The sequence below is a fragment of the Nocardia sp. NPDC055053 genome, from assembly GCF_053608285.1.
Map to the genome: position 1 here is coordinate 14,466 of NZ_JBSGVD010000048.1, position 22,898 is coordinate 37,363.

25 protein-coding genes are annotated in these 22,898 nt (G+C 68.4%); 18 read left to right on the forward strand and 7 right to left on the reverse strand.

What is annotated here, in order from left to right; all coding sequences use genetic code 11:
* Positions 1–3 precede the first annotated feature (3 nt).
* The 5 genes from ACWF82_RS30940 to ACWF82_RS30960 are packed head-to-tail and all read left to right on the forward strand — an operon-like array spanning position 4 to position 4,848.
* Positions 4–1,086 (forward strand): acyl-CoA dehydrogenase family protein, encoded by a 1,083-nt coding sequence (locus tag ACWF82_RS30940; protein WP_452506933.1) that lies wholly within the window; start codon positions 4–6, stop codon positions 1,084–1,086.
* A complete protein-coding gene (locus ACWF82_RS30945) occupies positions 1,071–2,234 on the forward strand; it encodes an acyl-CoA dehydrogenase family protein (protein ID WP_452506935.1) in 1,164 nt (387 codons plus the stop codon). Before ACWF82_RS30940 ends, ACWF82_RS30945 begins: the two co-directional genes overlap by 16 nt.
* A gap of 15 nt (positions 2,235–2,249) precedes the next feature.
* Entirely contained in the window at positions 2,250–3,209 is a 960-nt protein-coding gene (locus tag ACWF82_RS30950) for a bifunctional MaoC family dehydratase N-terminal/OB-fold nucleic acid binding domain-containing protein (protein ID WP_452506937.1), read from the forward strand.
* Positions 3,206–3,628 (forward strand): MaoC family dehydratase, encoded by a 423-nt coding sequence (locus ACWF82_RS30955; RefSeq protein ID WP_452506939.1) that lies wholly within the window; start codon positions 3,206–3,208, stop codon positions 3,626–3,628. Before ACWF82_RS30950 ends, ACWF82_RS30955 begins: the two co-directional genes overlap by 4 nt.
* A complete protein-coding gene (locus tag ACWF82_RS30960; protein ID WP_452506940.1) occupies positions 3,625–4,848 on the forward strand; it encodes a lipid-transfer protein in 1,224 nt (407 codons plus the stop codon). Before ACWF82_RS30955 ends, ACWF82_RS30960 begins: the two co-directional genes overlap by 4 nt.
* Positions 4,849–4,920: 72 nt before the next feature.
* Here ACWF82_RS30960 and ACWF82_RS30965 read toward each other — a convergent pair whose 3' ends face one another.
* Positions 4,921–5,499, reverse strand: a complete 579-nt coding sequence (locus ACWF82_RS30965) for a DapH/DapD/GlmU-related protein (protein ID WP_452506942.1) — start codon at positions 5,497–5,499, stop codon at positions 4,921–4,923.
* Positions 5,500–5,545: 46 nt separating this feature from the next.
* Between ACWF82_RS30965 and ACWF82_RS30970 the strand changes: the two genes are divergently transcribed.
* Positions 5,546–5,980, forward strand: a complete 435-nt coding sequence (locus ACWF82_RS30970) for an NUDIX hydrolase (protein WP_452506944.1) — start codon at positions 5,546–5,548, stop codon at positions 5,978–5,980.
* Here ACWF82_RS30970 and ACWF82_RS30975 read toward each other — a convergent pair.
* Complete coding sequence (locus tag ACWF82_RS30975) at positions 5,956–6,510, reverse strand: TetR/AcrR family transcriptional regulator (RefSeq protein WP_452506946.1); 555 nt, start codon at positions 6,508–6,510, stop codon at positions 5,956–5,958. The two genes, ACWF82_RS30970 and ACWF82_RS30975, sit on opposite strands and share 25 nt — an antisense overlap.
* Before the next feature lie 90 nt (positions 6,511–6,600).
* Here ACWF82_RS30975 and zapE point away from each other — a divergent pair, with 90 nt between their 5' ends.
* The 6 genes from zapE to ACWF82_RS31005 all read left to right on the forward strand — a co-directional run bounded on the left by zapE (position 6,601) and on the right by ACWF82_RS31005 (position 11,972).
* Positions 6,601–7,638 (forward strand): cell division protein ZapE, encoded by a 1,038-nt coding sequence (zapE, locus tag ACWF82_RS30980; protein WP_452506948.1) that lies wholly within the window; start codon positions 6,601–6,603, stop codon positions 7,636–7,638.
* A 137-nt stretch (positions 7,639–7,775) separates the two neighbouring features.
* Positions 7,776–8,711, forward strand: coding sequence for a DUF4129 domain-containing protein (locus ACWF82_RS30985; RefSeq protein ID WP_452506950.1), 936 nt, complete (start codon positions 7,776–7,778; stop codon positions 8,709–8,711).
* Positions 8,712–8,781: 70 nt separating this feature from the next.
* Positions 8,782–9,276 carry a hypothetical protein gene (locus ACWF82_RS30990; protein ID WP_452506952.1) on the forward strand — a complete coding sequence of 165 codons (495 nt, stop codon included), beginning with the start codon at positions 8,782–8,784 and terminating at the stop codon, positions 9,274–9,276.
* Between the two features lie 16 nt (positions 9,277–9,292).
* Positions 9,293–10,255: an AAA family ATPase gene (locus tag ACWF82_RS30995; RefSeq protein WP_189029784.1), complete on the forward strand. Its 963-nt coding sequence runs from the start codon at positions 9,293–9,295 to the stop codon at positions 10,253–10,255.
* Positions 10,252–11,526, forward strand: a complete 1,275-nt coding sequence (locus ACWF82_RS31000; protein ID WP_452506954.1) for a DUF58 domain-containing protein — start codon at positions 10,252–10,254, stop codon at positions 11,524–11,526. Before ACWF82_RS30995 ends, ACWF82_RS31000 begins: the two co-directional genes overlap by 4 nt.
* Positions 11,523–11,972: a hypothetical protein gene (locus ACWF82_RS31005; protein ID WP_452506956.1), complete on the forward strand. Its 450-nt coding sequence runs from the start codon at positions 11,523–11,525 to the stop codon at positions 11,970–11,972. The genes ACWF82_RS31000 and ACWF82_RS31005 overlap by 4 nt, the downstream gene beginning before the upstream one ends.
* A 170-nt stretch (positions 11,973–12,142) precedes the next feature.
* Here the strand turns inward: ACWF82_RS31005 and ACWF82_RS31010 are convergent, their stop codons facing one another.
* Together ACWF82_RS31010 and kstD are read right to left on the reverse strand one after the other, a co-directional pair.
* Positions 12,143–13,003: a MaoC/PaaZ C-terminal domain-containing protein gene (locus ACWF82_RS31010; RefSeq protein WP_452506958.1), complete on the reverse strand. Its 861-nt coding sequence runs from the start codon at positions 13,001–13,003 to the stop codon at positions 12,143–12,145.
* 35 nt (positions 13,004–13,038) lie between these two features.
* Entirely contained in the window at positions 13,039–14,724 is a 1,686-nt protein-coding gene (gene kstD, locus ACWF82_RS31015; RefSeq protein WP_452506960.1) for a 3-oxosteroid 1-dehydrogenase, read from the reverse strand.
* A gap of 353 nt (positions 14,725–15,077) precedes the next feature.
* On the opposite strand from kstD, the gene ACWF82_RS31020 reads away from it, so the two are divergent.
* From ACWF82_RS31020 to dmpG, 3 genes are read left to right on the forward strand one after another with little or no spacing between them, the layout of a single operon-like run.
* Positions 15,078–15,863 carry a 2-keto-4-pentenoate hydratase gene (locus ACWF82_RS31020; RefSeq protein WP_452506962.1) on the forward strand — a complete coding sequence of 262 codons (786 nt, stop codon included), beginning with the start codon at positions 15,078–15,080 and terminating at the stop codon, positions 15,861–15,863.
* A 24-nt stretch (positions 15,864–15,887) separates the two neighbouring features.
* On the forward strand, positions 15,888–16,793 hold the full coding sequence (locus ACWF82_RS31025; RefSeq protein WP_452506964.1) for an acetaldehyde dehydrogenase (acetylating): 906 nt from the start codon (positions 15,888–15,890) through the stop codon (positions 16,791–16,793).
* A gap of 12 nt (positions 16,794–16,805) precedes the next feature.
* Positions 16,806–17,861 (forward strand): 4-hydroxy-2-oxovalerate aldolase, encoded by a 1,056-nt coding sequence (gene dmpG, locus ACWF82_RS31030; protein WP_452506966.1) that lies wholly within the window; start codon positions 16,806–16,808, stop codon positions 17,859–17,861.
* A 77-nt stretch (positions 17,862–17,938) separates the two neighbouring features.
* Here the strand turns inward: dmpG and ACWF82_RS31035 are convergent, their stop codons facing one another.
* A complete protein-coding gene (locus tag ACWF82_RS31035; RefSeq protein ID WP_452506978.1) occupies positions 17,939–18,700 on the reverse strand; it encodes an SDR family oxidoreductase in 762 nt (253 codons plus the stop codon).
* A 68-nt stretch (positions 18,701–18,768) separates the two neighbouring features.
* Between ACWF82_RS31035 and ACWF82_RS31040 the strand changes: the two genes are divergently transcribed.
* Positions 18,769–19,128, forward strand: a complete 360-nt coding sequence (locus tag ACWF82_RS31040; protein WP_452506968.1) for a winged helix-turn-helix transcriptional regulator — start codon at positions 18,769–18,771, stop codon at positions 19,126–19,128.
* 150 nt (positions 19,129–19,278) lie between these two features.
* Complete coding sequence (locus tag ACWF82_RS31045) at positions 19,279–20,154, forward strand: endonuclease domain-containing protein (RefSeq protein ID WP_452506970.1); 876 nt, start codon at positions 19,279–19,281, stop codon at positions 20,152–20,154.
* A 64-nt stretch (positions 20,155–20,218) separates the two neighbouring features.
* Here ACWF82_RS31045 and ACWF82_RS31050 read toward each other — a convergent pair whose 3' ends face one another.
* Positions 20,219–21,085, reverse strand: a complete 867-nt coding sequence (locus ACWF82_RS31050; protein ID WP_452506972.1) for an ADP-ribosylglycohydrolase family protein — start codon at positions 21,083–21,085, stop codon at positions 20,219–20,221.
* Positions 21,086–21,231: 146 nt separating this feature from the next.
* Here ACWF82_RS31050 and ACWF82_RS31055 point away from each other — a divergent pair, with 146 nt between their 5' ends.
* A complete protein-coding gene (locus ACWF82_RS31055) occupies positions 21,232–22,068 on the forward strand; it encodes a GNAT family N-acetyltransferase (protein WP_452506974.1) in 837 nt (278 codons plus the stop codon).
* 209 nt (positions 22,069–22,277) lie between these two features.
* Here ACWF82_RS31055 and ACWF82_RS31060 read toward each other — a convergent pair.
* A partial coding sequence (locus ACWF82_RS31060; protein ID WP_452506976.1) for a YdeI/OmpD-associated family protein occupies positions 22,278–22,898 on the reverse strand: 621 nt, incomplete at its 5' end.

Consider the following 22,898-nt stretch of genomic DNA (forward strand, 5'->3'; position numbering starts at 1 on the left):
TCGATGAAAGAGGACGCCGTGGACTTCACCCGCGACGAAAGCGCCGACGCCGTAGCCGAGGTGGTCGTGAGCCTGCTCGAACGTGAGCAGGCCCGAGATATGGAATTGTGGCCGAGCCTGATCGACTCCGGCCTGCTCGCGGTCGCCGTGCCCGAGCAGTTCGGCGGCGACGGCATGGGCCTGCTGGAGGTGTCGGCCCTGCTCATGGAGCTGGCCACCGACGCGGTGGCGGTGCCGGCACTGCCGACCTTCGGGTTCGGCGTGCTGCCGCTGCTGCCCTCGCTGTCGGAGGAGCTCGCCGGGCGCGTGGTCGCCGAGGTGGGCAAGGGCACCGTGCTCACCGCCGCGCTCAGCGAGCCGGGTGCGCCGTTCACGACCGCGCCGACCACCAAGGCGGTCCGCGACGGTGACACCGTGCGGATCACCGGCCGTAAGGTCGGCGTGATCTACGCCGAGCAGGCGCGCTGGATCCTGGTGCCCACCGACGCGGGCGTCGCGCTGGTGGAATCGGTCGCGCCGGGGCTCCGGATCATCCCGGTCGCCGGGTCGGCCGGTATTCCGGAGGCGACGCTGGTCCTCGACGACGTCGAGATCCCGGCCGATCAGCTGCTGCCCGCCGAGGTGCTGCCCCGGCTGCACCGCTACGCGCTGGCCACCATCGGCGCGGTCGCCGACGGCCTGCTCAAAGGCGCGCTCACCCTGACCGCCGAACATGTGCGCACGCGCGAGCAGTTCGGCAGGCCGCTGGCCGAGTTCCAGGCGGTGGCCCAGCAGATCGCCGACCTGTACGTGGTCTCGCGGACGCTGCACGTGGCCGCCGAATCGGCGTGCTGGGCGCTGGCCCAGGACGATTCGTCGCCCGAGCATCAGAGCCGCGTCGACGAGGACATCGAGGTGCTCGCCTACTGGGCGGCCGCCGAAGTTCCGCGCGCCATGCAGAAATGTCATCACCTGCACGGTGGACTCGGCGTGGATATCACCCACCCGATGCACCGCTACTACTCACAGGCCAAAGACCTCGCCCGTCTGCTCGGCGGCGCGGGCCTGCGCCTCGACCTTCTGGGAGCAAGATGTTCATCGATCTGACCGCCGAGCAGCGGCGGTTGCGCGAAGAATTGCGTTCCTATTTCGCCGATCTCGTCACGCCGGAGGAACACGCCGCGATGGCGGTCAACCGGCACGGCGACGCCTACCGCGAGGTGGTGCGCCGGATGGGCCGCGACGGCTGGCTCGGCGTCGGCTGGCCGAAGGAATTCGGCGGCCAGGGTTTCGGCCCGATGGAACAGCAGATCTTCTTCAACGAGGCGGTGCGCGCCGATGTGCCGCTGCCGCTGGTGACGCTGCTGACCGTCGGCCCGACCCTGCAGAAGTACGGCACCGACGCGCAGAAACAGAAATTCCTGCCCGGAATCCTGTCCGGTGACATCCATTTCGCGATCGGCTACTCCGAACCCGAAGCGGGCACCGACCTCGCCGCGCTGCGCACCACCGCGGTGCGCGACGACAGCGGCGACTGGATCGTCAACGGCCAGAAGATCTTCACCACCGGCGCGCACGAGGCCGACTACGTCTGGCTGGCCTGCCGCACCGGCTCGGTGGAGTCACGCCACCGCGGTATCACCATCCTGATCGTCGATACCAAGGACCCGGGCTACTCCTGGACCCCGATCATCACCTGCGACGGCGCCCACCACACCAACGCCACCTACTTCGACGACGTGCGGGTACCGGCGGAGATGCTGGTCGGCGAGGAGAACCGCGGCTGGCGCCTGATCACCACCCAGCTCAACCACGAGCGGGTCAGCCTCGGCCCGTCGGGCAAGATCGAGCAGCTCTACGATCGCCTGCACGACTGGTCGGCGCGGCACCAGCTGCTCGGCGAGCCCGAGGTGCGCCGCGCGCTGGGCCGGGTGCGCACCATGGTGCGGCTCAACGAGTTGCTGAACTGGCAGGTCGCCGCCGCCGACCCGGACGCCGCGCAGAACACCGTGATCGCCGACGCCTCGGCCACCAAGATCTTCTCCACCGAGTCGCTGCAGGAAGCGGGCCGGGTGGTCGAGGAGATCGTCGGCCGCTACGGCGATCCCGCCGAGCCCGGCACCGCCGAACTGCTCAGCTGGCTGGACCGGCGCACCAAGCAGAACCTGGTCGTCACCTTCGGCGGCGGCGTCAACGAGATCATGCGCGAACTGGTCGCCTCCGCCGGCCTGGAACTGCCGCGCGTCCCCCGATGAACTAAGGAGCAGGGCGTGCCGGAAAGCATTACCCCCGAAGACATTCCAGAGGCACTGGCGAAACTGGCGGCGGGCGGTGAGTCCGCACCGCGGGCCGGTCGCGACCCGGTGAACCAGCCTATGATCAACAACTGGGTCGAGGCGATCGGCGACACCAACCCGATCTACGTCGACGAAGCCGCCGCGAAGGCCGCCGGTCACCCCGGCATCGTCGCCCCGCCCGCCATGGCGCAGGTGTGGACGATGAACGGCCTGCACGGCGTGCGCGCCGCCGACGATCCGCTCGGCCTGGCCACGCAGCTGCTCGATGAGGCGGGCTACACCTCCGTCGTCGGCACCAACTGCGAGCAGACCTACCACCGTTACCTCCAGCCGGGCGAGGAGGTGACCGTCGCCAGCAGACTCTCGGAGTTCAAGGGCCCCAAGCGGACCGGGCTCGGTGACGGCTGGTTCCTGACCTTCGCCACCACCTGGTCCGTCGGCGACGAGGTGGTCACCGAGATGCTGTTCCGCATCCTGAAGTTCGCGCCCGCCGCGAAGGAAGCGGCAGCGCCGGAAGCGAGCGACATCGCCCTCGCGCCCGCCGGTCGCGTCGGTCCGGTCATCTCGAGGGACACCGAGTTCTTCTGGGCCGGTACCGAAATCGGTGAGCTGCGCATCCAGCGCCTGCCCGACGGTTCGCTGCGGCACCCGCCGGTCCCGGCCCTGTGGCAGGACAAGGCCGAGACCACCGACTACGTGGTCGCCGCAGGCACCGGCACCGTGTTCAGCTTCGTCGTGCACCACGCGCCGAAGGTGCCAGGCCGCGATCTGCCGTTCGTCGTCGCCCTTGTCGAACTCGACGAGGGTGTGCGGATGCTCGGTGAGCTGCGCGGCATCGAACCGGGCGAGGTCGCCATCGGCGTGCCCGTCCGCGTCGCCTTCGAAAAGCTCGCCGACGGAACCGTTCTGCCCTACTGGGAGGCCGCGCTGTGACCGCAACGACCGAACCCACCGCCGTCGCGGTCGGTACCACGCTGCCGGAGCTGGTGATCCACGCCGATCCCACCTTCGTGATCAGTACCGCCCTGGCCACCAGGGATTTTCAGGACGTGCACCACGACCGCGACAAGGCGGTCGAGCGCGGTTCCAGCGACATCTTCGTCAATATCCTCACCGACACCGGCTTGGTGCAGCGTTTCGTCACCGACTGGGCTGGACCGCGCGCGCTGGTGAAGTCCATCGCCCTGCGATTAGGCGTGCCGCTGTATTCCGGTGACACGCTGACCCTTTCGGGCACCGTCACCGAAGTGTCCGGCGCGCAGGTCACCATCGACGTGCGTGGTCGCGACAGTCTCGGCGAGCACATCACGGCCACCACGGTGATCGCCCTTCCCTCTCTGGAGCAAAAATGAGTACCGCATCGCGCAGCGATTCCGTGAGGGGCGGCGGTCGGGTGACGGGCGGGCCCGGCCTGTCCGGGCAAGCCGCCATCGTCGGCATCGGCGCCACCGACTTCTCGAAGGACTCCGGCCGCAGCGAATTGCGGTTGGCCGCGGAGGCCGTCAGCGCCGCGCTGGCCGACGCGGGCCTCACGCCCGCCGACGTCGACGGCCTGACCACCTTCACCATGGACACCAACACCCAGGCCGCCGTGGCCAGGGCCGTCGGCATCCCGAGCCTGAAGTTCTTCAGCCACATCGGTTATGGCGGTGGCGCGGCCTGCGCGACCGTGCAGCAGGCGGCCATGGCGGTGGCCACCGGGGTCGCCGATGTGGTGGTCGCCTACCGCGCGTTCAACGAGCGCTCCGGCGCCAGGTTCGGCCAGTTCTCGCCCGCGCTGGCGGCCGCGCCTACGTCATCGGGCATCGACGCGGGGTGGGCCTATCCGCAGGGTCTCGGCACTCCCGCCGCGCAGGTCGCCATGGTCGCGCGCCGGTACATGCACGTCACCGGCGCGACCAGTGCCGACTTCGGCGCCGTCGCGGTGGCCGACCGCAAGCACGCCGCGGTGAACCCGAACGCCTTCTTCTACGGCAAGCCGATCACGCTGGAACAGCACCAGGATTCGCGCTGGATCGCCGAACCGCTGCACCTGCTCGACTGCTGCCAGGAATCCGACGGCGGCGTCGCCATCGTGGTCACCAGCGCCGAACGCGCCCGCGACCTCCCGCAGCGCCCCGCGATCATCGCGGCCGCAGCCCAGGGCAGCGGCGTCGACCAGTACGTGATGACCAGCTACTACCGCGACGCCATGACCGGCCTGCCGGAAATGGGCCTCGTCGGTGACCAGCTGTGGGCTCAGAGCGGCCTGACCGCCGCCGATATGCAGGCCGCGATCCTCTACGACCACTTCACCCCGTTCGTGCTCATGCAGCTCGAGGAACTGGGCTTCTGCGGCCGTGGCGAGGCCAAGGACTTCATCGCCGACGGCGCCATCGAGATCGGCGGCAGGCTCCCGCTCAACACCCACGGCGGCCAGCTGGGCGAGGCCTACATCCACGGCATGAACGGCATCGCCGAGGCGGTTCGCCAGATCCGTGGCACCTCGGTCAACCAGGTCGACGAGCTCGAACGCATCCTCGTCACCGCAGGCACCGGCGTCCCCACCTCGGGGCTGGTGCTCACGGCCTGACAGGCGCAGGCGCGCAGCGATCCTCAGTCTTTCGCGCATGGCCGGAGCGCATGCGGAGGTACGCCTAGCCGGCTACCAGCTGCGGTGCACGGTGCCTTTGGGACCGGTCACCAGGCTCGCCGCGGGCACGTCGTCGGCCACGACGGCGCCCGCGGCGATCACGGCGTCGCGCCCGATGCGCACCCCGGGCAGAATCGTCGCGCCCGCGCCGATCCACACGTTCTCCGCGACGTCGATCGGCCCGCCCGTGAGGTACTTGCGTCGCTCCCCGGGGTCGACCGGATGGCTCATGGTGATCAGCGTGGCCTTCGGGCCGATCATCACGCCCCGGCCAAGCCGGATGCCCGCGTAGTCGAGAAACGTGCACCCCTGGTTGACGAACACCCGTTCCGCCAGCTCCAGGTTCAGCCCGTGGTCGGTGTAGAAGGGCGGGTAGATGGTGACGCCCGCCGGGAGCGGGCCGCCGAGGATCTGCTCGAAGAGCGCGGCCTTCGCCGCCTCGTCCTCGAAGGGCGTGGTGTTGAGGCGGGAGGTCAGCGCGGTCACCGCGAGCACCCGCTCGTGCATCGCGGCGAACTCGGCGCCGAGTACCCGTTCGCCGCGGGCCAGTCGTTCGGGATCGTGGATCAGCATGAGGTTCTCGCTCGGCATCCACCGATTCTCACCCACCCCGGGCACGTTTCGTAGGCTCGGCACGGTGATCGCACGCCACCTGGTCGATGTCCACATCCTGCTGATCCGCGACGATCGGATCCTGCTGAGCCTGCGCCGCAGCGGCGACAAGTACGACAACCGCTGGCATCTGCCCTCGGGCAAGCTCGAAGCGGGCGAGTCCGCGGCGGTGGGCGCGGTTCGCGAAGCCATGGAGGAGATCGGGGTCGAGCTCGAGCCCGCCGCTCTCCGGCTCGTCCACGTCGCCCATGTGACCGCCCCAGGGCGCGATTCGCGGCTCGGCCTGTTCTTTCGCGCCGAGCGCTGGCGGGGCGAGCCTTTCAATCGGGAGCCCGACAAATGCTATGCGCTGCAATGGTTTCCACTGAATGATCTCCCCGCCGACCTGATCGAATATTCGGCGCTCGGAATTGCCGCGCTCAATTCCGCCGCGCCCTATTCGGAATTGGGCTGGGAATAGTCACAACTGGCGTTCGCCAGAAACTGTGAGAGTGGCCTGGCCAGCTGCTCGACGGTCGCGGGCTGATCCGCGCGCAGACCGGCGAAGCGGTCGAAGACCAGTCCCTCCAGCAGCGCGAGGAAGTCTCCTGCCGCGGTCGCGGGGTCGGGGGCGCCGAGTGCGGTGAACAGCTCGGTGGCGCGATCCAGGGAGAACAGGCTGCCCGCCAGGCGTGCGTGCAGGTCGGGGTCGGAGAGCGTCTCGATAATCAGCGCGTGCCGGGCGATCAGCTCGTTGCGCCGATGTTTCAGCAGGTGATCGAGCCACGCGGCGATGTCGCGGGCAATGTCGGCCGTCGGATCGCGCTGTGCGGCCGCGAAATCCGCGCGTGACCTGGCGGTGATGCCGTCGGCGACCGCCTCGATCAGGGCATGTCTGGTGCGGAAGTAATAGGAGGTCGAGCCCGCGGGCAGCTCGAGCTGGGTATCGACCGCGCGATGGGTGAGCGCGCGGATGCCGCGCGTCGCGATGAGATCGATTGCGCCAGTCACGATCTGGCCGCGCCTGTCTGTGGACATCGTCACCTTCTCTGGTCGGCTGCCGGGCCGTCCTCTACAACTGTAGAGGACAAGGAGGTTGCGATGAATTCCGGCACGGTGGTTCTCGACCCGGCCCAGGCGGCGGCGGCCGACGTGCTCGCCGCCCTGCTCGACCGGCACGCCCGCCCGCGCAAGCGGCACCAGGGCGTCTACCTGCACGGCAGGCCAGGCCGTGGCAAGACGATGGTGATGGACCGCTTCTTCGCGAGCGTCGGCTCCGACCGCAAGCGCCGCTTCCATTTCCACAGCTTCTTCGCCGCCCTGCACGCGGCGGCACACGAGCTCGGCTCGATCGAACGGGCCGTCGCCGCCCTGCTCGCCGACGCCGACCTGGTGTGCTTCGACGAGTTCCACGTCAACGACATCGGCGACGCCATGCTCGTGGCCCGCCTGCTCGACACCCTGTTCGCCCAGCACCGCACGCTCGTGGTCACCTCGAACTACCCGCCCCGCGACCTGCTGCCGAACCCGCTGTTCCACGACCGTTTCGTGCCGGCCATCGAGCGCATCCTGACCAACCTCGACGTCGTCACCCTCGACGGTCCACTCGACTACCGGACCCTCGGCGCCCGCCGCGACAGCGGTTTCGTCTCGGGCCGCTACGTCCTCGAGCCGGCGCACCCAGCCGGTATCGGCATCGACACGGTGCATCGGACCAGCGTCGAGGCAGGGGATCGGACCGGCGCCGACGTAGGGGATCGGACCGGTGTCGACCTGCCTGTTGGCAACGGCCGCACGGTGCGGGCACACACCGTCGACGCCGACTCGGTGACCTTCGATTTCGAGCAGCTGTGCGGCGCACCGACCAGCGCGGCCGACTACCTCGCCCTGACCGGCCGATTCCACCGCTGGACCCTGCGCGCGGTCCCGCCCCTGCGCGAGGTGCCACCGGACTGGACCATGCGTCTGGTGAACCTCGTCGACGTCCTCTACGACGCCGACTTACCGTGCACGATCCACGCTCGCGAACTGGTAACCGAGCTGACCACCGGAGTTCCCGCGATCCCCGACCTGGCCCGGACGGCGAGCAGGCTCGGCGAGTTGCCACTGGTCGACGGCGCGATGGTTCGCACCGCGTAACAAGCCACGGAATTCGGGGGGACAATAAAAGGGGAGGTTATCCAAAGTATCGATTTCCTCCCGAGCGAACCACTCGGCGTGTAACTATGTGGCTGTTTTGTGCAGGCTCTGGGTTTGGTGGTACAGCTGTGATCGGGGTGAGTCAGCCCATTGCGCGGGCGATCGTCGTGATCGCACTGCTTGTCGCTGCGACGATCGCGTTGCAGGGCTATCTCCCCGGTGCCGCCGAATCCTCGACCAGCACCCCGTCGCCACTGCTGGTGGCGGTGATGCCGGTGCTGCTGCTGGTGTCCATCGTCATCCTGGTCGCCGGAGTGATCGCCAGCCAGCATCGTCTCCCGCTGGCCATGCCGCAAGCCGAACGCGACGCGACGCCCCGTTTTCAGTGGCGCAGGCTGGCACTGCTCGGCCCGCTCGTCCTCGCCGTGCTCGCGCTGGTCTTCGCAGGTGGTGTGACCGCGCTGTTCCTGCTGCCGGGAGCCTCGGGGCCGACGCGCCCGGCCTCGGAGACTCTGCCCGAAGGCTCCGGCCCGGTCCCGACCCCGACCGACGCGCCCGCTCCCGACCCCGGCACCGGCCCCGCCGAGCTGACCGGCACCGCGCTGGTGATCGCGGGCGTGCTTGCCCTGGTACTGATCGCGCTGGCGCTGCTCGGACTCATCGTCGTCGCGCTGGCCTCGCGCCGCGAACACGCCCCAGCCGCCCCCGCTCTCCCTGACACCGCGCCGAGCGCCGTCGACTCGCTCACCAGGGCCGCGGAGATGGGCCTCGCCGCGATGAACGCGCCAGGCCAGGACCCGCGCACGGCCATCATCGCCTGCTATGTGGCCATGGAGCGCGGCCTGTCCAGCGACAGCGCCGCTCGCCCACAGGCCTCGGACACCCCGATGGAAGTGCTGGCCCGCGCGTTCGAAAGCGGTGTACTGCACGATGCTTCGGCACGTGAGCTGGTCGCGCTGTTCGAGGAGGCGCGGTTCAGCCCGCACTCGATGCTCGAATGGCAGCGCATGCGCGCCGAGCAGCTGCTGCGCATCGTGCTCTCGGATCTGCAACGAAGGCTGGTCGCGGCATGAGAGGTCAGCGCTCGGAGGCGGCAGCGCGCGTCACCACGCAGGGCGCCCGAGCAGGCCAGGGGGTCACAGCATGAATCGGTCATCCGTGATCGCGGCCGCGGTCGTCGTCGTTTTGCTGATCGAAGTGGCACTGGTGCGGGTGGCCCGCGACGCGGTGCTGCTCGCCGTCGCGCTGCCGGTCGCGATCGCGCTGGCGACCCTGCTCTGGTCGATGCGGCATCGCGTGGTGCGCGAGGAACCGCTGACCGAGTACATCGACAACGGTCCGGCCGAGATGCTCGGCCGCTGGCACGCGCGCGCCGAGATGCTGACCGCGCGCGCCGACGGCACCCGCGCCGACTGGGACCGCCACCTGCGGCCGTTGCTCGCCAAGGAGTTCGAACTGTCCACCGGCCTGCGGGTCGCCAAGAACCGAAGGGCCACCGAAGCTGCCGGGCAATTGCAGTTCGGTCCCGAGTTGTGGCGCTGGGTCGACCCGGCAAACTCGGCATTGCGCGACCACACCGGTCGCGCACCGGGTAGGGAGGCGCTGGACGAGATCCTGCGCCGATTGCAGACGATGTGAGGGGTTAAGTCCACCGATGACCATGCCGTTGAACGTGACCGTCCAGCGCTCCGACGCCGTGCTGCGTGAGCTGGGCCGAGTCGTGGTCGGCAAGCGAGATGAGATGCAGCTCATCATGATCGCCGTGCTGTCCGGAGGACATGTCCTCATCGAGGACCTGCCAGGTCTGGGCAAGACGCTGATCGCACGGTCCTTCGCGGCCGCGCTCGGCCTGGATTTCACCCGCGTGCAGTTCACGCCTGATTTACTGCCCGCTGACCTGCTCGGCTCGACGATCTACGACATGTCGTCGGGCCGTTTCAATTTCCGTCGCGGTCCGGTTTTCACGAATGTCCTGCTCGCCGACGAGATCAACCGCACCCCGCCCAAGACGCAGGCGGCGCTGCTGGAGGCCATGGCCGAGGGGCAGGTGAGCATCGACGGCGAAACCTTCCTGCTCCCACAGCCTTTCATCGTGCTGGCCACCGACAACCCGATCGAGTACGAGGGCACCTACCCGCTGCCGGAGGCCCAGCTCGACCGTTTCGCCATCCAGCTGCGCCTCGGCTACCTGTCCGAGCAGGACGAGACCCAGATGATCCGGCGCAGGCTGGAACGCGGCGCGACGCCGCCGCAGGTCGGCCAGGTCGTCGACGCGCAGGGTCTGATGGAGATGCGCCAGTCGGTCGAGTTCGTCACCGTGCATCCCGATGTCGTGAACTACGTGGTCGCGCTCGCCTCGGCGACGCGCAGCCACCCGCAGGTCGAGGTCGGCGCCAGCCCGCGCGCCGAACTCGATCTGGTGCAGATGTCGCGAGCCCGCGCGCTGTTGCTCGGGCGCGACTATGTGATCCCCGAGGACGTGAAGGCGCTGGCGGTGCCCGCGATGGCTCACCGCATCACCCTGCGTCCGGAGATGTGGGTGCGCCGCATCCGGGGTGAGGACGTCATCGCCGAGCTACTGCGCCGGCTACCGGTGCCCCGCGCCACCAGCACATGAAGCACCGCGACGAATCCAGGACGGTCGAGGTCGACCTGCGCTGGCGGCCCGCCCCGCTGGTGTTCATCCTGGCCGGGTGTGCCGCGGCGGCGCTGGTCGTCGCGGTGTTGCGCGGACAGTGGCAGCTGGTGGTGTTCGCCGCGCCGATGCTCGGCGTGCTCGCCACCGCGCCGTGGCAGCAGAACCCGACCAGGATCCAGGTCGACGGCAGCGGCACCGTGCGCTGCTTCGAGGGCGAGGTGGTCGGCTGCAATGCCGCCGCCTTCGTCGAGAGCGGGCACGCGCTGCTGCGGATGACGGCGCTGCCGCTGACCGGTCTCGAGATCGAGGTCGAGGAGTCGCACGACTCCGGCGGTGCGCCCGCCGGCATGCAGCTGGCGCTCTCGGCGGCGCGCTGGGGCCGATATCCGGTGCAGGTCAAGGTGTCCGCGCTGAGCCCGGCCGGGCTCGCGATCGCCACCGCCGAGCTGCCCGCGGCCAAGCTGTATGTGTACCCGATCGCCGATCCGCAGCGGATGCGCTTGCCGCGCACCGAACTTCCCGACCGGATCGGCACCCACCTGACCCGAAAGCACGGTCCCGGCGTCGAATACGCCGACATCCGCGCCTTCGCGCCCGGCGACCAGCTGCGCACCGTCAACTGGGCGGTGAGCGCGCGCCGGGGCAGGCTCTACGTCACCGAACGCTTCACCAACCGATCCGCCGACGTGGTCGTCCTGGTCGATACCTCCCAGCAGGCGCCCGGCCCCGCCACCGCCTCGCTGGAACTGTCGGTGCGCGGCGCCGCGCAGGTGGTGCAGTCCACCCTGCAAGCCGGTGACCGCACCGCCGTGGTCTGCCTTGGTGATTCGCCGCGCTGGCTGCGCCCCGATATCGGCCGCAGGCAGTTCTACCGGATCGTCGACACCGTGCTCGGCGTCGGCGACGAGCACGTCGAGACCACCGGCACGCTCGCCCCGCACGCCGCGGTGCCGATCGGCGCGATCGTCGTCGCCTTCTCCACGCTGCTCGACACCCAGTTCGCGCTGGCCTTGATCGACCTGCGCAAACGCGGCCACGTGGTGATCGCGGTCGACGTCCTGCGCGGCACGCCGTTCGAGGAGGGCCTCGACCCGACCATGGCCAAGATGTGGCAGCTCGAGCGCGCCTCGATGTATCGCGACATGGGCACCGTCGGCGTCGACATCATCGCCTGGCCCGCCGACACCAGGCTCGATCAGGCCATGCGCCTGCTACCCGACCATCGCCGAACAGTGCGGGTGCGCCGATGATCAGATTCCTTGCCCTGCTCGCCGGTCTGCTGCTGGTCGCCGCGGTCGCGCTGATCAATCCGTTCGCCGGGGTCGCGGCGCTCGCGCTCGTGGTGATCAGCTGGTGGTGGCGGCCCGCCGCGATCGGCGCGGTGCTGGTGGCGATCGCGGCGCTCGCGTTCTCCGATGTCGGCGTGATCACCGCCGCCGCGACGGGGTTGGTGGCGACCACCTACCTGCTCAACGCGGCCGTCCTGCACGCACCCGAAGGTGTTGTGCCGACGACGATTCCGTCGGTCGGCGGCGCGGTGCTGTTCACCATCGCGGCGGCTACCGCCGCTCTGGTCCCGGTGGAACTGGTCTGGGCGCCGCTGGCCGCGCCGGTGCTGATCATGTTGATCTACGCGCTGCTGGTCGGTGGGCTGGTCGGCAACGGCAGGACCGCCGAACAGGTGCCGACGGACTGACTCGCGACGCCAGACGTGCGGACCGACCAGCGTCGCGAAGCCGTTGCGTGCGTACCGCGCGGTCGCGCCACCGGTATCGACGGCGTAGCGCAACGGCACAACCACTGGCCTGGGGGCTCAACGAAGAAATGCCCGCCGGTCGCGGTGACCGGCGGGCGTCGTTCCTCGACTCAGGCGATGCGCAGGGCGATGTCGCCGAGCACCGGCGCGTCCTCGCGTTCGACCACGGTGGCGGCGCCGATCAGCTCGTCACCCTCGCGCCACACCTTGATCCGCAGCGTCTCGCCCGGATACAGCACCCCGGCGAACTTGGCCCGGAAGCCACCGACCCGGCTCGCGTCACCGTCGAGCAGGCCATCGGTGAGCGCCTTGCAGACCACACCGTAGGTGCACAGGCCATGCAGGATCGGCGCGGGAAAGCCCGCGCCCTTGGCGAATTCGGGATCCGAGTGCAAGGGATTGCGGTCACCGCAGAGGCGGTAGAGCAGGGCCTGCTGCGGCAGCGTCGGCGTGATGAGCTCCGCGTCGGGCGCCCGATCCGGCAGCACGGCCTTGGCACTCGGGCCGCGCTCACCGCCGAAACCGCCCTCGCCCCTGGCGAAGATCGAGGACCGGACCGTCCACAGCGGTTCGCCGTCGGAGCCGACCACGGTGTCCTCCCGGACGATCACCGCATTGGCGCCCTTGTCCCAGATCTCGCTGATCCGGCCGGTGCTGGTCGCCTTGCCGCTGGCCGGAATCGGCTTGTGCACCACCACTTCCTGGTGTCCGTGTACGACCTTGGCCAGATCGATCTCGATGCCGGGGAAGCTGACCCGCGGCGCCTCGCTCTCGCGCAGGGTCGGGGCGACCGGCGCGAACGTGGGCAGCACCTGGGGCGCCCGATCGTCGAGGTAGGTCAACTCGACCGGGTCCGTCGGATGCGCACCGGCGCCGAGGCCGAGGTGGTAGAGCTGCACGTCGGTGGGCGTCCAGCTGAACTCCCGCGTAGGCGTCGGCGCGCCGAGCGCGGTCTGGAGGTCGATGGGCATTGCTTACTCCTGCGAGGTCGGGGTGTGGTCGATCGTCACGCGGCGGCTTTCGCCTTCTTCGCGGCGACGATGTCGAGCACCGCGAGGTAGGCGAAGGTGATCGCGGGGCCGATGGTGGCGCCGGGACCGGCGTAGGTGTGGCCCATCACCGGCGCGCTGGAGTTGCCCGCGGCGTAGAGGCCGTCGATCACCGAATCGTCTTCACGCAGCACACGACCGGCGGTATCGGTGACCAGGCCGCCCTTGGTGCCGAGGTCGCCCGGCACCATCTTGGCCGCGTAGAACGGGCCATGCGACAGTTCGGCCAGGCACGGGTTGGGCTTCACGGTCGGGTCGCCGTAGTAGCGGTCGTAGTGGCTGTTGCCGCGGCCGAAGTCCTCGTCCTTGCCCGCGGCGGCGAAGCCGTTGAACCGTTCCACCGTGGCGGTGAGGTTCTCGGCCGGGACGCCGATCTTGCCGGCCAGTTCCTCGATGGTGTCGGCCTTGACGATGTTGTCGTTCTCCAGCCAGCGCGACGGGAAACGCTGACCCGGCTGCAGACCGGCGAAGATGTAGCGGTTGCGGTAGCGCTGGTCGAACACCAGCCAGGCCGGGATGTTCTCGCCGGGGCCGGCGCCCTGGCCGTACTCGCCGCCGTACATGGTGTGCACCGCCTCGACGTACGGCGCCGACTCGTTGCCGAACCGCTCGCCCCGGTCGTTGACCATGATGGTGCCGGGCAGATTGCGCTCGGCCAGCGCGAACCAGGGCTTGCCGCCCTTGAAGATGGTCGGACCCCACCAGGCGTCCTCCATGAATCCGACCGTCGCTCCCACTGCCATGCCCGCGACGATGCCATCGCCGGTGTTGGCCGCGGCGCCCGTTGTCCACTCAGTGGTTATCGGCTGTCGCTGGTACTTGGCGCGCATGTCGGCGTTGTGCTCGAACCCGCCGCTGCCGAGGACGACGCCGTAGCGCGCGGTGAAGGTGACCGGCTCGCCGTCGACGGTGGCCTTGACCCCGGTGACCCGGCCGTCGGTGACCACCAGATCGGTGAGCGGGGTGTTCAGCAGCACCGGAACACCCGCGTCGAGCAGGCCCTTGCGCATGGCGGCGATGATCGCCTGACCCATGCCGAGCAGGTGCTTGCCGGTGAACTTGGCCAGGTAGGTGCGGGCGCCGACGCGCAGTGCCCGCATCATGCCCTTGGGGTGGCGCTTGATCAGGTTGAGCCGCACGAAGTCGGCCTGCATGACGACCACGTTCAGTGGCGCCTTCGCATAGGGCGGTTCGAGGTTGGCCAGTTCCGCGCCGAGCACCTTGCCGTTGAACGGCGTCGGCTCGCACGAACGTCCCTCGCCGAGGCCGCCAGGAGCCTCCGGGTAGTAGTCGGAGTAGCCGGGAACCCACTTCATCTTCAGCGGGGTGTGATCGAGGACGAAGTCGAAGGCCTCGGCGCCGCGATCGAGGTAGGTGTCGATCTTCTCCGCGGGCACCACGTCGCCGATGATGCTGTGCAGGTAGGTGCGCGCGTCCTCGCGGTCGTCGGGGCGCCCCGAGGCCTTCAGCGCCTTGTTGCCCGGAATCCAGACGCCGCCGCCGGATCGGGCGGTCGACCCACCGTAGTGGGCGGCCTTCTCCAGCAGCACAACGCTCAGTCCGTTGTGGGCCGCGGCGAGGGCGGCCGTCATCCCGGCGGCGCCGCTACCGACCACCACCACATCGTATTCCCGATCACTCATGTAGAACACGTTATAGAAGTGGTCCGATGTTTGGCGAGCAAAACGGCACTCCTTCCCGTGGGCGTCGCGGTTTGCCCTTGATATCGGTGGAACGTGTTATAGAAATCACCCGCGGGTGCGTTGTATTGTCAGGTGAACGGCTGACGGAGAAGGACGCAACCGGTTACAGTTTTGACGTCCGGAACCTACGGGCTGTGCTGCTTGGTCCTGCGGGCCGTGTGGCGTCGCCTTCCGGCCGGTGTCCAGCCGCACCGGCCGTGGCCTAGTCCAACCGGCTGTGCGGGTTTGGCTCGATCAGCTGAGTCAGGGCCGCGCTGTATACACCTACCGACCGTGCTGCCAAGGAGGTCCGCGTGCTGCCTGACGCGGTACGAACTCAACTCGCCGATGAACTGACCCGTGCCGAGGAAGAACGTGTGGCAGTTTCGCCGCTCGTCGACCGGTTTCCCGACATCGACGTGGTCGACGCCTACGAGATCCAGCTGCTCAACATCCAGCGCCGGCTGAAGTCGGGCGCGAAGGTCGTCGGCCACAAGGTCGGGCTGTCGTCGAAGGCGATGCAGCAGATGATGGGGGTCGACGAGCCCGACTACGGTCATCTGCTCGCCGAGATGGAGGTCTTCGAGGACGTCCCCGTCGACACCTCGAAGTTCCTGCTGCCGCGGGTGGAGGTCGAGGTCGGTTTCGTGCTCGGCGCCGATCTGCCCGGCGCGGACTGCACCGAGGCCGATGTCCTCGCCGCGACCGTCGCCTACGCGCCCGCGATCGAGCTGATCGATTCACGCATCAAGGACTGGAAGATCGGCCTGGCCGACACCATCTCCGACAACGCCTCCTCGGCCGGGTTCGTCCTCGGCAAGGAACGGGTCGCCCCCGGCGATATCGACATCACCGCGATCGATGCCGTACTCACCCGCAACGGTGAGGTCGTCGCCGAAGGTCGCAGTGACGCGGTCCTTGGCGATCCGCTGATCGCCGTCGCCTGGCTGGCTCGCAAGGTCGCGAGCTTCGGGGTGCGGCTCAAGAAGGGCGACATCGTGCTGCCCGGTTCCTGCACCCGCGCCATCGACGCGCGTCCCGGTGACGACTTCCTCGCCGAGTTCACCGGACTCGGTTCCGTCCGTTTGCGTTTCAGCTGAACCAGACTTCCCAAGGAGTACACCGTGACCAGCAAAGTCACCGCCGCGATCGTGGGGTCCGGCAACATCAGCACCGATCTGCTGTACAAACTGCTGCGCTCGGACAAGATCGAGCCGCGCTGGATGATCGGCATCGACCCCGATTCGGAGGGACTGAAGCGGGCGAGCGGGCTGGGTCTGGAAACCTCCGCCGAGGGCGCGGACTGGCTGCTCGCCCTCGACGAGAAGCCGGATCTGCTGTTCGAGGCCACCTCCGCCTACGTGCACCGCGCCTACGCGCCGAAATACGAGGCCGCCGGCATCCGCGCCGTCGACCTCACCCCCGCCGCGGTCGGCCCGGCCGTGATCCCCCCGGTGAACCTGGATTCACTGCGCGACGCGCCGAACGTCAACATGATTACCTGCGGTGGCCAGGCCACCATTCCCATGGTGGCGGCCGTGTCGCGGGTCGTGCCGGTGGCCTACGCCGAGATCGTGGCGTCGGTGTCCTCGGTATCGGCCGGTCCGGGCACTCGCGCGAACATCGACGAGTTCACCAAAACCACCTCCAAGGGTGTCGAGACCATCGGCGGCGCCCAGCGGGGCAAGGCCATCATCATCCTGAATCCCGCCGAGCCGCCGATGATCATGCGCGACACCATCTTCTGCTCCATCCCCGAAGACGCCGATCGCGATGCCATCGCCGAGAGCATCGTCGCCATGGAGAAGTCGATCCAGGAATACGTGCCCGGATACCGGCTGCTCAACGATCCGCAGTTCGACGACCCGTCGGTGATCTCCGGTGGCATGGCGAAGGTGTCGATCTTCGTCGAGGTCGAAGGCGCGGGCGACTTCCTGCCGCCCTACGCGGGCAACCTCGACATCATGACCGCCGCCGCGACCCGCGTCGGTGATGTGCTGGCCGATCAGATCATCTCGGCTCGGGTGTAAGGAGATTCGACCATGAGCAATATCCTGAAGCCCTTCTCGGGCGAACTCGATGTGCGTGTCACCGACACCTCGCTGCGCGACGGCTCACATCACAAGCGCCACCAGTTCACCGTGGACGAGGTGCGTAACATCGTTGCCGCCCTTGACGGTTCGGGCGTCCCGGTCATCGAGGTGACCCACGGCGACGGCCTGGGTGGTTCCTCGTTCAACTACGGGTTCTCCAAAACCCCTGAGCAGGAACTGATCAAGGCCGCGGCCGAGACCGCCAAGCAGGCCAAGATCGCCTTCCTCATGCTGCCGGGCGTCGGCGTCAAGGAAGACATCAAGATCTCCCAGGACAACGGCGCGTCCATCTGCCGGATCGCCACCCACTGCACCGAGGCGGATGTCTCGATCCAGCATTTCGGTCTCGCGCGCGAACTCGGCCTGGAGACCGTCGGATTCCTCATGATGGCCCACTCCACCACGCCGGAGAACCTGGCCAAGCAGGCCCGGATCATGGCCGACGCGGGCTGCCAATGTGTCTACGTCGTCGATTCCGCGGGCGCCCTCGTCCTCGAGCAGGTTTCGGACCGCGTCGCGGCCCTGGTCGCCGAACTCGGCGACGACGCCCAGGTGGGCTTCCACGGCCACGAGAACCTCGGCCTCGCCGTGGCGAACTCGGTCTACGCCGTGCGCGCCGGCGCCACCCAGATCGACGGCTCGGCTCGGCGCTTCGGCGCCGGCGCGGGCAACCTGCCGGTCGAGGCGTTCATCGGCGTCTGCGACAAGCTCGGAATCAAGACCGGCGTCGACTTCTTCGCCGTCACCGACGCAGCCGAGGACGTCGTCCGCCCGGCCATGCCCTCGGAATGCCTCCTCGACCGCCAGGCCCTGATGATGGGCTACGCGGGCGTCTACTCCAGCTTCCTGCGCCACGCCGAACGCCAAGCCGAACGCTACGGCGTCTCCGCCGCCGAAATGCTCGTCCGCGCGGGCAAGCGCAAACTCGTCGGCGGCCAGGAAGACCAACTCATCGACATCGCCCTCGAACTCCAACGAGAAGCCTCCGCCACCGCCTCGGCCTGACGCACACCCCTAACGGCGTGACCCGAACCTCGGGCCACGCCGTTCGGCGTTCTCGGAGAGGCCGGCCACATCGTTCGTCACCGCGTGAGCGCACCGGTGGCGAGGTAGTCATCTCCGCCGACGAAGTACGTGTGGCCGTCGGCGACTGCTTCGCCGCCCGCCCGAACGATCACTCGCGCGAAATCCTCGACGGTGGGCAGCGGTCCTGCTGCACGGCGTGACTCGACACTGCTCGGGTCACGCCGTTCCAATAGGCGGACGATAATCGTCCCGTCGATCATGTCGCCGGACACCACCGTGAAACCGATTCCGCGCTCCTGGAATTCGGGAATCAGCGCTCGCAGCGCGTCCTCGCCCGCCCGCTTGCTCCTCGCGATCGGCGCGTAACCCTGTGGCACGTCGTCTTTCTCGTGGATGAAGTGCGCCTGATGGCTGGTGACGAACACGATCCGTCCACCCACGGGCATCAACGGCAGCACGGCCGTCGCCAGATTCACCTGCGCATCGCGGTTGAGCCGCAGCGCGTACCCGGGATCGGCATCCCGTTCGAGCCCACCGGAAGCATTGAGCACCAAGGTGTCCAGCCGCCCGAACGTCCGCCCGATCTCCGCGACCATCGCCGCAACATCATCCGGATCCGACACATCCGCACCGAGCGCCGACGCACTACCTCCGGCAGCGACGATCCCGTCCACCACGGTCTGCGCCCGCTTGCGCTTCTCCCGGAAGTTCACGATCACCTGCGCCCCCGCCGCGCCGAACTGCGCGGCAGCCTCCGCCCCGATCCCCCGCGAGGCCCCCGTCACCAGCACCACCCGCTGCCCCGTCGAATCCACGATCGTTCTCCTTCCGCCGTCCCCGAGCCGTCCAGATGCTTCTGATTCAGAAGCAACTATCGTGCTTCTGAATGAGAAGCGCAACAGGGGATGGCGACGCCACCGAACCCTCCCAGAAGATCCTTGCCGCGATCGACCTCCTCGGTCAGCGCTGGATGCTGCGCGTCATCTGGGAACTCGAACCAGGCCCCCTCGGCTTCCTCGACCTCCGCCGCCGCATGGGAAATTGCTCGTCGAGCATGCTCTCCGACCGCCTGCAACAACTCCAATCCGCCGGCCTGACCACCAAAAACGCCCCCCGCGGCGCCTACGAACTAACCACCGAAGGCGCCCTCCTAGCCGAATCCCTCCAACCCCTCTGGAACTGGTCCGAACAACGGACCCACACCGGCGACGGCAACGGCCGAATCCCCTGGCGCCCCACCCACTAGCCCTCGAGCGCTGGACGCTTGATCACCACGCTGTGGTGGCGGCATCGGCCGAGAGCTGCCCGCCACCACGGCGTGGTGATCAACTGTCCAGCCGAGTTGGCGCGGCGGGGTTCGGTTGTTTGTCGGTTCGGTGGGGCATCATGCCTGGGTATGGGGGTATTCGGGGAGGGGTTTGTCGGGTCGTGGGCGGTGGCCGCGGGGGTGGTGACGCGGTGGCAATTGCGGCACGACTTCGAGCGGATCGCGCAGGATGTTTATGTTCCGCGTGGGCTTCGACTCGATGCGGTGGGGCGCGCTAAGGCGGCGGTGCATTGGACTAAAGGGGACGGGGTGCTCGTCGGGTATTCGGCTGCCGCGATGTTCGGAACCGAATGGATCGATGCGGAGTTTCCTGCCGAGATCGCCTTGCCGACCTATCGCCGACCGCCCGAGTGGATCAGCACTCGTCAAGCTCGGATAGCCGAGCACGAACAGTGCATCGTCGACGGATTTCCTGTGACGACGCCGAAACGAACAGCCTTCGACCTTGCGCGTGGCCTCCCCACGCGCAGCGCAATACCGGTACTCGACGCCCTGTGCCGGGCAACAAAACTCGCCCCTGATGCCGTCACCTCGTTCGCCGCCGAACATCTGGGTGAGCGCGGTTGCACGCAGGTGCGGAGGGTTATGCCGCTGGTTGACCCGGGCGCCGAATCACCCCCGGAATCACTCACCAGATTGTTGATCGTCCACAGCGGTCTCCCGGCGCCCACCACCCAGGTCGTGGTCCGCGACACCGGTGGTGGATTCCTCGCCCGCCTCGACATGGGCTGGCGGCAATGGCGAGTCGCCGTCGAATACGACGGCGCCCACCACTGGACCGACCCGGCCCAGCGCACGAAGGACATCGATCGTTCAGCGATCCTCGCCGAACACGGCTGGCAAATCATCCGCGTCAGCGCAAACCTCCTCTACCGCCGCCCCCACGTCATCCTCGACCGCATCCACTCGGCCCTCACCGCCAGTGGCGCCGTACTGAACAGTTGATCACCACGCTGTGGTGGCGGCATCGGCCGAGAGCGGCCCGCCACCACAGCGTGGTGATCTTGGTTCAGGGTGCGAGCCAGGTGGGGAGGGGTTCGGAGCGGGTGGTCCATTCCGGGGGCGGTGGGGTTCGTGTGGCGAGGATTCCGCCGATGATGGCGCAGAGGGTGTCGGTGTCACCGCCGGTGGCTGCGGCTGTGCGGAGGGCGCGGGCGAAGTCTGTCGGGTGCTGGGCTGCTGCCCAGAGGCAGAAGGGGACGGTGTCGGCTGCCGAGGTTTGTGTGCCGTTGCCGAGTTCGGATGCCGCGAGGTGTGGATCGGGGTTGGTCAGGAGGTCTATGGCGTGTCTAATCCCTCGGCGGACGGCGCTTTCCGGGGTGTGCTCGATGACCAGGGACAGCCATTCTTCGGTGGACGAGAAGGTGGCTGCGGTTGCCGTGGCGACCGCGACGGCGATCGCTCCCGCGATGCCCTCAGGGTGGGTGTGGGTCACCTCGGCGGAAGCGGCAGCCTCGGTGATCACGCGGTCCAGGTCGTCGGCGTAGTACGCGCCGAGTGGCGCGACTCGCATGGCGGCTCCGTTGCCCCATGACCCCTGCCCGCCGCGGGCTTGCGGCGCGAGGTCTCGCCAGGTACCGCGGCCGGCGCGGATGAGGCGGAGAATGCGGTTGGTTCCCGGGCCGTATCGCCGGTAGATGTCGTAGTGGGTGACGAAGGACGCGGCCAGGGCATCTTGATCGATGCGCCCGTACCTCGCGAGGATGTCGACGATCGAGCAGGCCATCTTGGTGTCGTCGGTCCATAACCAGGGGCCGGGCGGAAGTGGGTCGGTGGTCGCGACGACGGGATCGGCTGCCGCGCAGGCGCCGAAAGCGTCTCCGACGGCCAAGCCGCGCAAGGAGATCTCCGCCCGCGTCAGTCGTGCCGGGGTCATCGGTGGGAAGGTCGAGTTGATGATCGCCGCCGTCGTCGGAGTCGGGAAGTTGTGTAGTGCAGCCTATTCGGGCCGGATGCGCTGGACCGGGATAACGGACGGGCGTGATCGCGAAACGCGCTGGACAGGGGATATATAACTGGCTGATGAGCGAAAGTGCGTTGTTCTGTGGGGTCGGGTTGGCGGCTCGGATCGAGCGGGTGGAGACCGAGGCCATTGTCGGTGCGGCGGAGGTGGGGATGCGTCGGGGGCCGGGTGGGTTCGTGCGGGCGTTCGGCGGTGGGGCGGCGTGTTTTGCGGGGGCTGGGTCGCCGCTGAACAAGGTGGTGGGAGTTGGGTTCGGCGGGGTGCCTTCGGTGGGGGAGTGGGAGGAGGTCGAAAGGGCTTTTGCGGATGTGGGGGCGCCGGTGCAGGTGGAATTGGCGCAGTTGGCGGATCCGCGGATCGCGGCTGAATTGACCGGGCGGGGGTATCGGTTGATGTCGTTCGAGAATGTGCTCGGGGTCGAGTTGGATGGGCGGACATGGGTGGGGCCGGAGCAGGTCGAGGTGCGGCGCGACGAGGGGGATGAGATCGATGTCTGGCTCGATGTCGTTGTCGACGGGTTCGCTCATCCGGATGAGGACGGCGCCCCGTCACATGAGGAATTTCCGCGTGACGCCATCGCCGACGTGATGCGAGACATGGCTTCCGCCAACGACACCCGTCGCTACCTGGCCTTCCGCGATGGGGAACCGGCCGGAGGTGCGAGCATGCGCACCGATGGTGGTATCGCGGCTCTGGCTGGGGCCGCGACGCTTCCCACCCACCGCAGGCGGGGCGTCCAGACCGCACTCCTGTCCGCTCGCCTGACCGAGGCTGCGGCAGCGGGCTGCGACCTGGCGGTGATCACGACCCAACCCGGCTCCAAGTCGCAACAGAATGCGCAAGGCCAAGGCTTCTCGCTGCTCTACACCCGCGCGATATTGGTCAAAGAGGTCTGACGGCCTGGCCGGCGCGGCTGCTGCTTGCGGACACCGCCCGTTCGGCTCGGCGGATGGTTCCGCCAGCGCACCGCACGTTCGGCCCGGCCGATGGTTCGGCCATCGCACCGCCCGTTCCCGATGGTCCGGCCATCGCACCGCAAGATCGGCCCGGCCGGGGTCCAGCTCGCGTACCGGTGGCGAATGCTCGCACGAACGATTTCGTTGCGCTACAAAGCGTTGACTGCCTGGGCAACCCGCGTCGCACGTTCGGCGGGGGTCGTCGCCTTGAGGATCGGCAGAAATAGCCGGTACTGATCGGAGCGGCCGAGTGCGGCGTAGGCGGCTTGTGCTGCGGGCGCGGCGGCGAGCGCGGTGACGAGGTCGGCGGGCGTCTCGGCGGTGCGCTGACGCTCGTACGCACCCGCCCATCGCCCATCGGCGACGGCTTCCTCGATCGCCGCGAACCCTGCGGTCTGCATCCGCCCGGCCGCGATGAGGGCCTCGGCTTTGGCGACATTGACCTGCGACCACGGGCTACGCGCCCGCCGCGGCGAGTAACGCTGCAGGTAGTGGTTGGCATCGAGCCCGCGGCGATGGCTATCGATCCAGCCGTAACACAAAGCACCGTCCAGGGTTTCGGTGATCGTCACCGACGGCGAAGGCGCACCCTTCTTGGCGATCCGCACCCAGACCTCACCCGCGGTCTCGTGATGGGCGGCCAGCCACGATTCCCATTCGCTCGCGCCGGCGCAGGTGATGTATTCGATGCTCATGCGAACCATGATCCGCCACAAAGTGCTCACCAAATGAGCACTTAAAAAGCCGGTTGCGGCCGCGCATTGTGTGCG

What these genes read in the sequence shown, in the direction of transcription:
- ACWF82_RS30960 (WP_452506940.1), top strand. Translation starts at nt 3,625, where the DNA reads ATGAGTACCGCATCGCGCAGCGATTCCGTGAGGGGCGGCGGTCGGGTG.
- ACWF82_RS31000 (WP_452506954.1), top strand. Translation starts at nt 10,252, where the DNA reads ATGAAGCACCGCGACGAATCCAGGACGGTCGAGGTCGACCTGCGCTGG.
- ACWF82_RS31055 (WP_452506974.1), top strand. Translation starts at nt 21,232, where the DNA reads ATGAGCGAAAGTGCGTTGTTCTGTGGGGTCGGGTTGGCGGCTCGGATC.
- ACWF82_RS30965 (WP_452506942.1), bottom strand. Translation starts at nt 5,499, where the DNA reads ATGCCGAGCGAGAACCTCATGCTGATCCACGATCCCGAACGACTGGCC.
- ACWF82_RS31005 (WP_452506956.1), top strand. Translation starts at nt 11,523, where the DNA reads ATGATCAGATTCCTTGCCCTGCTCGCCGGTCTGCTGCTGGTCGCCGCG.
- dmpG (WP_452506966.1), top strand. Translation starts at nt 16,806, where the DNA reads ATGAGCAATATCCTGAAGCCCTTCTCGGGCGAACTCGATGTGCGTGTC.
- ACWF82_RS31010 (WP_452506958.1), bottom strand. Translation starts at nt 13,003, where the DNA reads ATGCCCATCGACCTCCAGACCGCGCTCGGCGCGCCGACGCCTACGCGG.
- ACWF82_RS30945 (WP_452506935.1), top strand. Translation starts at nt 1,071, where the DNA reads ATGTTCATCGATCTGACCGCCGAGCAGCGGCGGTTGCGCGAAGAATTG.
- ACWF82_RS30995 (WP_189029784.1), top strand. Translation starts at nt 9,293, where the DNA reads ATGACCATGCCGTTGAACGTGACCGTCCAGCGCTCCGACGCCGTGCTG.
- ACWF82_RS30990 (WP_452506952.1), top strand. Translation starts at nt 8,782, where the DNA reads ATGAATCGGTCATCCGTGATCGCGGCCGCGGTCGTCGTCGTTTTGCTG.
- kstD (WP_452506960.1), bottom strand. Translation starts at nt 14,724, where the DNA reads ATGAGTGATCGGGAATACGATGTGGTGGTGGTCGGTAGCGGCGCCGCC.
- ACWF82_RS31045 (WP_452506970.1), top strand. Translation starts at nt 19,279, where the DNA reads ATGGGGGTATTCGGGGAGGGGTTTGTCGGGTCGTGGGCGGTGGCCGCG.
- ACWF82_RS31050 (WP_452506972.1), bottom strand. Translation starts at nt 21,085, where the DNA reads ATGACCCCGGCACGACTGACGCGGGCGGAGATCTCCTTGCGCGGCTTG.
- ACWF82_RS30940 (WP_452506933.1), top strand. Translation starts at nt 4, where the DNA reads ATGAAAGAGGACGCCGTGGACTTCACCCGCGACGAAAGCGCCGACGCC.
- ACWF82_RS31040 (WP_452506968.1), top strand. Translation starts at nt 18,769, where the DNA reads ATGAGAAGCGCAACAGGGGATGGCGACGCCACCGAACCCTCCCAGAAG.
- zapE (WP_452506948.1), top strand. Translation starts at nt 6,601, where the DNA reads ATGAATTCCGGCACGGTGGTTCTCGACCCGGCCCAGGCGGCGGCGGCC.